This is a genomic window from Nocardia sp. NPDC005998, assembly GCF_040614395.1.
Taxonomy (GTDB): Bacteria; Actinomycetota; Actinomycetes; order Mycobacteriales; family Mycobacteriaceae; genus Nocardia.
The window spans coordinates 26,196-37,711 of record NZ_JBEXUI010000058.1; the positions used below are offsets into that span (position 1 = coordinate 26,196).

At 69.2% G+C, this 11,516-nt stretch carries 2 protein-coding genes; both read left to right on the top strand.

The features are described 5' to 3' along the window. Positions 1–20 precede the first annotated feature (20 nt). The gene (locus ABZ293_RS39480; RefSeq protein WP_355189395.1) at positions 21–10,937 is read left to right on the top strand and encodes an SDR family NAD(P)-dependent oxidoreductase; all 10,917 of its coding nucleotides are present in this window, start codon (positions 21–23) and stop codon (positions 10,935–10,937) included. Between the two features lie 12 nt (positions 10,938–10,949). Then, positions 10,950–11,474 carry a PaaI family thioesterase gene (locus ABZ293_RS39485; protein WP_355189397.1) on the top strand — a complete coding sequence of 175 codons (525 nt, stop codon included), beginning with the start codon at positions 10,950–10,952 and terminating at the stop codon, positions 11,472–11,474. Positions 11,475–11,516: the final 42 nt, after the last annotated feature.

An 11,516-nucleotide genomic window follows, 5' to 3' on the forward strand; every position in this document is an offset into this window, starting at 1 on the left:
ACGAGCAGGAGTCTCCACCGATGGCCGACAACGACGAACTTCGCAGATATCTCAGGAAGACCGCGAAGGAACTGTACGAAACCAAACAACAGCTGAGCCAGCTCATCGACCGGTCGAATGAGCCCATCGCCGTGGTCGGTATGGCCTGCCGCTACCCGGGCGGCGTGCGCTCACCCGAGGAACTGTGGCGCATAGCGGCGAACGGCGTTGACGCTGTCGGGGATTACCCGTCCGACCGTGGCTGGGACCTGGACCGGCTGTTCGATCCCGACCCGGATGTGCCGGGGACGATCTACACCCGCCAGGGCGGATTCCTCGATTCCCCGGCAGATTTCGATGCCGCCTTCTTCGGTATCAGCCCGCGTGAGGCCGCCGCGATGGATCCGCAGCAGCGGCTGATGCTGGAGGCGTCCTGGGAGGCGCTGGAGGACGCGGGTATCGACCCGGCATCGCTACGCGGCAGCGACACCGCCGTGTTCGCCGGTGTCAATCACCAGAACTATGGTCCACGAATCGGCTCGCCCGCGCTCACCGCCGAGTCCGAAGGCCATGCGTATCTCGGCGTGGCGACCAGTGCGCTGGCCGGGCGGATCTCCTACACCCTCGGCCTCGAGGGGCCGGCCATTTCGGTCGATACCGCGTGCTCGTCGTCGCTGGTGGCGCTGCATCTGGCGTGTCAGGCCCTGCGCCGCGACGATGCCACCCTGGCGCTGGCGGGCGGCGTGACCGTGATGTCGGATCCGGCGCTGCTCATCGCCTTCGCGCGGCAGCGCGCACTGTCACCGGATGCCCGCTGCAAGGCGTTCGCGGCGGCCGCCGACGGCACCGGCTTCTCCGAGGGCCTCGGCTTGCTGGTACTCGAGCGGCTTTCGGACGCACAGCGATTGGGGCACAACGTACTCGCCGTGGTGCGCGGCACCGCGGTCAACCAGGACGGGGCGAGCAACGGGCTGACAGCCCCCAACGGATCGTCACAGGAACGGGTCATCACCCAAGCGCTCACCGATGCGGGCCTGGAACCGTCGGATATCGACGCGGTGGAAGCACACGGCACGGGCACGATGCTCGGCGATCCGATCGAGGCGCGGGCGCTGATCAGCGTCTACGGCACCCGGCGTACCTCGGATCCGTTGCGCCTCGGATCGCTCAAGTCCAATATCGGCCACACCTCGGCGGCGGCGGGCGTCGGCGGTGTGATCAAGATGATCGAGGCGATGCGCCACGGCGTGCTGCCGAAGACACTGCACGTGGACGCGCCGACCCCGCATGTGGATTGGTCGGCGGGCACTGTGCGGCTGCTCCAGGAGAGCGAGCCGTGGCCCGCGGGCGAACGGATTCGGCGCGCGGGCGTGTCGTCGTTCGGGGCCAGTGGAACCAACGCTCACGTCATCCTCGAGGAGGCGCCCACCGCACCGGTTGCCGAGCAGAGCCCGACCGCCGGCGACGCTGCCGAGTGGGGCGACGCCGAGCAGCCGTGCACGTCCGAATTCGTGCCCCTGCTGGTATCGGCGAGTTCCGAGGCGGCGCTGCGCGCACAGGCGCATCGCCTGCGGCAGTGGATGATCGGTGACAGCGAGGCCGACCCGTGGGATACCGCTCATGCGCTCACCACCTCGCGGGCCCGGCTGGATTGGCGGGGCACCGTCATCGGACGCGATCGCACCGAACTGCTGACGGGTCTGGCGGCCCTTGCCAGCGGCGTGTCCGGACCCGATGTGGTTCGCGGTGTGGTCGGCTCGGGTCGCACCGCGTTCCTGTTCACCGGCCAGGGCGCGCAGCGCCCCGGCATGGGTGCGCGACTGTATGCGGCGTTCCCGGCGTTCGCGGCGGCACTGGACGAGGTGTGCGCCGTATTCGATCCGTTGCTCGGATGTTCGTTGCGCGATGTGATGTTCACCGAAGACCGCCCTACCGGCGACACGACCGGTCCCGCCGCGACGCCGCTGGATCGTACGGAATTCACCCAACCCGCGCTGTTCGCGTTCGAGGTGGCGCTGTACCGGCTCGTCGCGTCGTTCGGGGTGACCGCCGATGTGCTGCTCGGCCACTCCATCGGTGAATTGGTCGCGGCGTATATCGCCGGGGTCTGGTCGCTCCCGGACGCGTGCGCGCTGGTGGCGGCGCGCGGGCGGCTGATGGGTGCGCTGCCGCCGGGCGGGGCGATGCTGGCGGCGGCCGTATCCGAAGACGAGGCCGTCGCGCTGCTGGCCGAATACCAGGACCGGCTGTCGCTGGCCGCCGTGAACGGTCCGTCCTCGGTGGTGCTGTCCGGCGATGTGGACGCCGTCGACGATATCGAGCGGATGCTCGGCGATCGGGGGCGCAAGACCAACCGGTTGCGGGTCGGTCATGCGTTCCATTCGGCGCGGATGGAACCGATGCTGGCCGAATTCCGTGCGGTGGCACAGCGATTGACCTATCGGATGCCGACCATCTCGGTCGTCTCGAATGTGTCCGGCGCCGTCGTCGATCGCGAGCTGACCGAGCCGTCGTATTGGGCGGATCAGGTGCGGGCGGCCGTTCGCTTCGCCCCGGGCGTGGAGACGTTGGCCGCGACCGGCGTCCGCCGGTTCCTGGAGGTCGGCCCCGACGCCGTCCTCGCGGCGATGACCCGGCAATGTCTGGCCGAGGAACCCGATCTCGAGGCGCGGTCGGTGGTGGCCGCGGCCGGTCGGCGCGATGCCGACGAGGCGGCGCAGTTCACCGCGTTCCTGGCCGCCGCGCATGCCGCCGGGCTCCCAGTGGATTGGCGGCCGCTCTACGCGGGCCGATCGACGCGCCGAATCTCGTTGCCCACCTATGCCTTCCAACGGCAACGGTATTGGGTGCCGCCCACTGACGGTCTCGGCGATGTGGGTCGTGCCGGTCTATTGTCGATCGACCATCCCATGCTGGGCGCAGCGGTGGCCATTGCGGGCAAGGACGAATGGCTGTTCACCGGAAGGCTTTCGACGGCGTCGCAGACCTGGATCGCCGATCACCTGGTGTTCGGCGCGGTGCTGCTGCCCGGCACCGGCTTCGTGGAACTTGCGCTGGCGGCCGGTGCTCGCCTCGGTGTCGAGATCGTCGAGGAGTTGGTCCTCGAAGCACCGCTGCGGATGGACGAGCACACCGAAATCGATATCCAGATCAGTGTGGAAGCCGCCGATGACGACGGACGCAGGCGCTTCGTCGTGGTGTCGAAGCTTGTCGAGGACGCCTTCGTGATCGACGGCTCGCCGGGGTCGCGGACCGGCACGAGCGCGATCACACATGCGCGCGGCGTCTTCGCGCCCGCGCAGTCGAACGACGCGCCGATGACCGGCCGCAACCTCGGCCCGGCGGCGCAGGACGATGTCGTCTCCGGCGAGCCGATGTACGACCGGTTGGCCGCGCGCGGACTCGGATACGGCCCCGCGTTCCAGAATGTCGCCCGCCTGTGGCGTACCGGTGACGATCTCGTGGCCGAGGTGCGCGTGTCCACCGAACTCGATGCCGACGCCGCCCGCTTCGCCATCCATCCCGCGCTGCTGGATTCGGCACTGCACGCCGCCGTCGAGGAGCTCGGCGCCGAGCTGCCGCAGGACCAGGCGCCGCTGCCGTTCTTCTTCACCGGCGTGCAGGTGTATCGCCGCGGTGTGACGGCCGCGCTGGCGCGCATCCAGCGCAGCGGAGCCGACAGTGTGCGGCTCGAACTCGTCGATGAATCCGACGCTGTCGTGCTGACCATCGAGGCGCTACAGGCGCGACCGGTGCACAGCCGGGCCCTGCGCGATGGCCGGACTTCGGCACGTCACGCGCTCTACGATGTGCAGTGGAGCGTCGTCGAATCCCGTACGCAGGCAGGCCCGGAGGGTCGGCGAATGGCCGTCGTCGGTGCCGCGTCGACGTCCGGATTCGATGAGAACTACCGCGATATGGCCGCCCTGGCCGAGGCAACCGGCGACAACGTCCCTGACCTCGTCGTGTGGTGCGCCGATGACCTCGAGCCGTCGATTGATTCCGGACCCGGTTCGGCGGAACTCGTACGCCGACGTGTGCACACCGTGCTGGAGTCGGTCAGATCGTGGTTGCGTCTGCCGACGGCCGAGGACGCACGGCTGATCGTGGTGACCCGCAACGGGGCTGGTCTGGTCGGTGAGGATCCCGATCTGGCCGCGGCCGCCTCCTGGGGTGTGGTGCGCAGCGCCCAATCCGAGCATGTCGGTCGAATTGTCCTGGTGGACATCGACAATGCGGCCGCGGTCACCCCCGATCTCATCGTGGCGGCCCTGCGGACCGAGGAGGCGCAGCTGGCGGCCCGCGCGGACGCGCTGTTCGCGCCGCGGCTGACCCGGCACGAGGTGTCCGCGACCGACGCCGGTCCGGCGTTCGGCTCGGGTGCGGTGCTGATCACCGGTGGTACGAGCGGGCTCGGCGCCCTGGTCGCACGACATCTGGCCGCTGTGCGGGGCGTTCGTGAACTGGTACTGGTCTCCCGGCGTGGCACGCAGGCCGACGGTGTCGCCGAACTCGTCACCGAATTGGGTGAACTCGGCGCTCGGGCACGGGTACTGGCCTGCGATGTCAGCGACCGTGCCGCCGTGGCGACGCTGCTCGACGAAATCGCCGACGGTCCCGCGCTGACAGCTGTCGTGCACGCGGCCGGACTGCTGGCCGACGGGACCGTCGAAACCCTCACCGCCGAGCAGATCGACCGGGTACTGGCACCGAAGGTCGATGCGGCGCTGCACCTGCACGAACTCACCCTGGACCGCGACCTGTCGGCCTTCGTCATGTTCTCCTCGATCGCGGCGGTGCTCGGATCGGCGGGACAGGCCAACTACGCGGCGGCGAATTCGGTCCTGGACGCCTTGGCTCGACGGCGTGTCAACGCGGGTAAGCCCGCGGTGTCGGTGGCATGGGGACCGTGGAGTCAAGACAGCGGGATGGTGGCCGAACTGGGTGCGGCCGCCGTGGAACGCCTGTCGCGCATGGGCTTTCGCCCACTCGCACCGGCCGATGGCCTCGCGCTGCTCGAGCTGGCGACCGATGCCGGCGCTCCCTTCCTCGCCGCGGTCGACTTCGACCTCGCCGCACTATCGGTCCAGGCGCGCGCCGGCATGCTGGCCTCGCCCCTGCAATCATTGGTGCCGTCCCCGCGACGCGTGAGCACGGGGGGCGGGTACCTGATGCGACGGCTGGCCGCGGCCGGGCCGGACGAGCACGACGCGATCGTTCTCGATTTCGTCCGAGAGCAGGTCGCCGCGGTGCTCGGGCACCCGTCAGGATCGGTGATCGACGCCGAAAAGCCTTTCAGTGAACTGGGATTCGATTCGCTCGGCGCGGTGGACTTCCGCAACCGGCTGGCCAAGACCACGGGTCTGCGGCTGCCGTCGACGCTGGCCTTCGACTATCCGACGGCGAAGGCCATTGCCCGGTACCTGCGCGCGCAACTCGACGGTGCGGGCGCGGCGGCGAATGCCCAGCCGGCGCGCCGCCGGACGCGCGCCGATGAGCCGATCGCGATCGTCGGCATGGCCTGCCGTTATCCCGGCGGTGTCGAATCGCCTGGCGGGCTGTGGGATCTCGTGTCGTCCGGCACCGACGCCATCGGTCGATTTCCCGACGACCGGGGCTGGCCCCTGGAACGCCTGATCCATCCCGACCCCGACAACCCCGGCACGTCATACGCCCGCGAGGGCGGGTTCCTGGCCGACGCGGCCGGTTTCGACGCGGCCTTCTTCGGGATCGGCCCACGCGAAGCGGTCGCGATGGATCCGCAGCAGCGGCTGCTGCTCGAGGTGTCGTGGGAGGCGTTGGAGCACGCCGGAATCGATCCGACCTCGTTACGGGGCAGCGACACCGGCGTCTACACCGGCGTGATGTACCAGGACTACGAGGTGCTCACCCGCAAGGGCGGGCCGGAGGCCGAGGGCTATATCGGGACCGGCGCCGCGGCGAGTGTGGTCTCCGGACGCGTCGCGTACACGCTGGGTCTGGAAGGACCTGCGATGACAGTGGATACCGCGTGCTCGTCGTCGCTGGTGGCATTGCACGTCGCGTGCCGGGCGCTGCGCCAGGGGGAGAGTTCGCTCGCGCTGGTTGGCGGCGCGACGGTGATGTCGACGCCGATGGTGTTCGTGGAGTTCTCCCGGCAGCGTGGTCTCGCGCCGGACGGTCGGTGCAAGTCCTTCTCGGCCGCGGCCGACGGGGTGGCCTGGGCCGAGGGCGCCGCCGTGCTGGTGGTGGAACGGCTGTCGGACGCACAGCGATTGGGCCACAACGTCCTGGCCGTGGTGCGCGGCACCGCGGTCAACCAGGACGGCGCGAGCAATGGCCTGACCGCGCCCAATGGTCCCTCGCAGGAGCGGGTGATCGCGGCGGCGCTGGCCGATGCGGGCCTGCGCCCGGACGAGGTGGACGTGGTGGAGGCGCACGGTACCGGGACGGCGCTCGGTGATCCGATCGAAGCCCAGGCCCTGCTGGCCACCTATGGGCAGGAGCGCGCGGATCGGCCGCTACGCCTCGGCGCGCTCAAGTCCAATATCGGTCACACTCAGGCGGCTTCCGGCGTGGGCGGGGTGATCAAGATGGTGCAGGCTTTGCGGCACGAGATGTTGCCGAAGACCCTGCACGTGGACGAGCTATCGCCCCATGTGGATTGGTCGGCGGGCGCGGTGCGGGTGCTGACCGAGGCGGAGCCGTGGCCCGCGGGCGAGCGGACGCGCCGGGCCGGGGTGTCATCCTTCGGGATCAGCGGCACGAACGCCCATGTGATTCTCGAGGAAGCACCGGCGGCACGTCCGGTCACGACAGCAGATGGTGAATCGCCCTCCGTCGCATCGGGTTTCGTGGCCGATTCGAAGATTGCGGTGCCGCTGGTGCTATCGGCGAAGACGGTGGAGGGGTTGCGCGGGCAGGCCGCGCGACTGCAGGACTGGCTGGCCGACCGTCCCGAGGTGGATTCGTGGGCGGTGGCGCGCTCATTGTGCGAGTCACGGGCGTTGTTGGATCGGCGCGGGATCGTCGTCGGAGGTGACCGGGCCGAACTGCTGGCCGGACTGAACGCCCTGGCTGCGGGCTCGGTGTCGCCCGGTGTGGCCGAGGGCGCCGTCGGTTCGGGGAAGACGGCGTTCCTGTTCACCGGTGGCGGCGCGCAGCGAGTGGGCATGGGCGCCGGGCTGTACGCGGCGTTCCCGGTGTTCGCGACGGCACTGGACGAGGTGTGCGCCGAGTTCGATCGGCACCTCGGCGGGTCGCTGCGGGAGGTCATGTTCACCGATTCGGCGGGTGTGCTGGACGAGATGGGGTGGATGCAGCCCGCGCTGTTCGCCTTCGAAGTGGCGATGTTCCGGTTGCTCGAATCATTCGGCGTGGGACCCGATGTGGTCGCGGGTCATTCACTCGGCGAGCTGACCGCGGCCTACGTCGCGGGCGTGTGGTCGCTCTCGGATGCGTGTGAGCTGGTAGCGGCACGCGGCCGGCTGATGGGGTCGGCTCCGGCCAGTGGCGCGATGCTGGCGGCGGCGGTCTCGGAGGCCGAGGCCGCCGAGCTGCTGACCGGCTTCGGTGACCGAGTGTCGCTCGGCGCGGTGAACGGGCCGGAGTCGGTGCTGTTCTCCGGATACGCCGATGCTGTCGGTGAGATTCAGCGGCGGCTCGCCGACGCGGGCCGTAAGAATACGTTGCTGCGGATTTCGCATGCCTCGCATTCGGTGCTGATGGAACCCATTCTCGACGAATTCCGCTCGGTGGCAGAGCGATTGACCTATCGCGAACCGCTGCTGCCGATCGTGTCGAATGTGTCGGGGACGCAGGTGGGGGCGGAGGTTCGCGATCCGGCGTACTGGGTGGCACAGGTGCGTGGCTGCGTGCGGTTCGCGCCCGGCATCGACAGCCTCATCGAGTCGGGTGTGCGTAGATTCGTCGAGATCGGTCCCGACGCGGCGCTCACCGCGATGGCCCGGGAGTGTTTGGCGGAACACCCGGAGGTCGGCGCGGCGTCGATCGTGGTTGCCTCGTCCCGACGATCGACCGACGAGGCGTTCCAGTTCGTCACGGCCCTCGCCCAGGTGCATGTGGTCGGTACGCCGGTGGACTGGCCACTGCTGTTCGGCGCCCGTGGTACCGGACCGATGGAACTGCCCACCTACGCCTTTCAGCACAAGCGGTTCTGGTTGCAGCCGCAATCCGACGAGGTGGTCGGCTCGTTCGGACATCCGCTGGTCACGAATATGGTGCCGCTCGCGGGCCGGGACCAGTGGCTGTTCACCGGACGACTCTCGGTGCGAACCCATCCCTGGATCGCCGACCACGCGGTGTTCGGTTCGGTGCTGCTGCCCGGCACGGCCTTCGCGGAATTGGCGCTGACGGCGGGTGCGCAGCTGGACGTCGCTGTCATCGACGAGTTGCTGCTGGAAGCCCCGCTCGTCTTCGCCGATGGTGCGGAGGTCGATCTTCAGGTGAGTGTCGAGGAAGCCGACGACGCGGGACGGCGCAGGTTCGCGATCTATTCGCGAACCGACGCCGCAGATCGGGACGCGGCGGATCGGGATCGATGGGTCCTGCACGCCGGTGGTGTGCTGACCGCCGCCGACGGGGACGAAGTTCCCACCTGGAGCGAAGCGAACTGGCCGCCCTCCGGGGCCCAGCCGTCGGAAAACGCTCTCTATGATCGATTGGCGGACAAAGGATTCGACTACGGTCCGGTTTTCCAGGGTGTCACGGCGATGTGGACGCGTGGCGAGCAGACATTCGCCGAAGTCTCCCTCGACGACTCGGTGAGCGGTTCGGCAGCCGCATTCGGCATCCATCCGGCACTGCTCGACGCCTGCCTGCACGCGGCCATCGACGGTCTGAACAGCGGTCTGCCACCGGAGCAGCTGCCATTGCCCTTCTCTTTCACCGGCGTTCGGTTGTGGCGCTCCGGCGTCGCCGCGATGCGCGCACGGGTGAGCCGGGACGCCGACGGGCAGGTGAGCATCGCCGCGATCGACGAGACCGGGGCGGTCGTGCTGACGATCGACGCGGTTGCCGCGCGTCCCATCGATGCCGCGGCGCTGCACGCGGTGGCCGCGGTTCGGCGCTCATCGCTGCTGAGCTTGCGGTGGATCCCGTCGGAGCTGCCCGCACCGGCGGCGGGCGGAGTGCTCGCGACCCTGGGCGCGGTTCGGGTGCCCGGCATCGATCTGCACTATCGCGATGTCGCGGAAATGATTGCGGCAGAGTCCGTTCCGGACGTGGTCGTCTGGTCGATCGCCGATCCGACCGCCGTCGGGCACGGTCGGATCGACGGCGATACGGCCGCCGCGGTGCGGAGCTCGATCCACTCGGCCTTGGCCACCGTGCGATCCTGGCTCGCCGACGAGCGGCTGGCCGATACCCGCCTGGTGGTGGCGACTCGCGGCGCGGCCGGTATGCCGGGGGAGTCCGTCGACCTGGCGGCCGCCGCGGTGGCGGGGCTCATCCGCACCGCACAATCGGAATATCCGGGCCGCATCGTGCTGCTCGACCACGACGGCGAGCTCAGTGACGCCGTCGTGCGCGGCGCGATCGAGTCGGATCCAGCCCAGGTGGCGATCCGCAACGGCGCAATGTTCGTGCCGCGTCTCGGCGCCATGGATAGTCGCGTCGCAAGAGCCGAAACATTGGGCGGAACAGGCGCATTCGGCGACGGCACCGTCCTGATCACCGGCGGCACCAGTGGACTCGGCGCGGTGATGGCCCGACACCTGGTTCGCACCCACGGCGTCGAACACCTACTGCTGGTTTCCCGGCGTGGCGACGCGGCACCCGGTGTAGCGGAGCTGGTCGACGAACTGACCCGGCTGGGCGCCGAAACCCGGGTCGCCGCATGTGATGTCGCCGATCGGGCCGCTGTGGCGGCGGTACTCGATGCGATCGGGACCGAGCACCCGCTGACCGCGGTGATCCATTCCGCGGGCATGATCGATGACGCCACGATCGAAACATTGAGCGCGGACCAGCTCGACCGCGTGCTGGCCCCAAAGGTGGACGGTGCCCTGAACCTCCACGAGCTCACCCGCGAGCACGAGCTGGCGGCGTTCGTACTGTTCTCCTCGGCCGCCGCGCTGCTGGGCTCGGCCGGGCAGGGCAACTATACGGCGGCGAACGCGTTCCTCGACGGTCTCGCCCGTGCCCGCAGGTCCGAGGGGTTGTCCGCCTTGTCGATCGCCTGGGGTCTCTGGAACGAAGACACCGGCATGGCGGGCGCCATGGACCGTGCCACCGTGGCACGGTTGGCGCGAATGGGCATCAAGGTACTCGGCGACGACGACGGGACCGCACTGCTCGACGCCGCGATCGTCACCGACGAAACACTGGTCGCCGGTGTCGAGTTCGATAAACCGGCGCTCGCGGCGCAGGCCAGAGCGGGGCTGCTGCCCGAGGTGCTCAGTGGGTTGGTCCCCGCGCGTGCCCGGCGCACGACGAGCGCAGCGGCCGGGGGCGGTCTACTGGCGCAGCAACTCGCCGCCACCCCGGAGGACGAGCGCGACGCGCTGGTGCTCGGCTTTGTGCGCGAGCACACCGCGGCGGTTCTCGGTCACGCGTCGGCCGATGCCATCGATCCCGAAACTCCGTTCAGCGAACTGGGTTTCGACTCCCTCGGGGGTGTCGAGTTGCGCAATCGGCTCACCGAGGTGACCGGTATGAAACTGCCCACGACGCTGGTGTTCGATTACCCGACCGCCACCGCCGTCGCGAAACTGGTGCTCTCGCGCTGGGCGGACTCCTCGATCCCGTCGGCGATCGACGATCAGATCGCCGCCCTGCGCACGCTATTGGCGACGATACCGTCCCCGGCGGACAAGGCTCGGCTGGCCGAGCGGGTCCGCTCCACACTGGCCGAGGCATTGCCGGAACGGGAGGCCGTGGTCCCGAGCGACCGTGTCGCCGTCGAAGCGGCCAGCGCCGACGAACTCTTCGCGCTCATCGACCAGCAGATATCGACATAGTTAGGGAATGTGATGACAGACAACGACCTGGCGACGATCGAAATGTCCGGTGCGACGAGATCACTGCATCTGGAATGGGAGGATCCCGGCCTGGCCGTGCTCGGGCTGCTGCAACTGTCCCGCGAGGAACTGCTGGAGCGGCTGCGCTCCGGTGACCTGCCGCAACCGCCGCTGACCAAGTTGCTGAACATCGTGGTGGTGGAAGCCGAGCCCGGTCGGATGGTCCTGTCTCTCACACCGGACGAGCGGCACGTGAACTACCTCGGTGTCGTCGGCGGCGGTGTGGTCGGCGCGGTCCTCGACGTCGCGATGTGGGGTGCGGTGCATCTGTCGATCGAGGAACCGGCCATGGTAACGACCACCAGTATGAACACGAATTTCCTGCGCCGGGTCGCCCACGGCCAGGGCACGCTGCGCGCGATCGCCCACGCCGTGCACGTCGGTCGGACGACGGCGACCGCGGAAGCACGTCTCGTCGACGCCGCGGACAAGATCTACGCGACGGCGACCGCGACCTTCATCAAGTTGAGCGGCTGATACGAGGGCCGGGTGCTCGAGGAGATCTCCTCGAGCACCTGG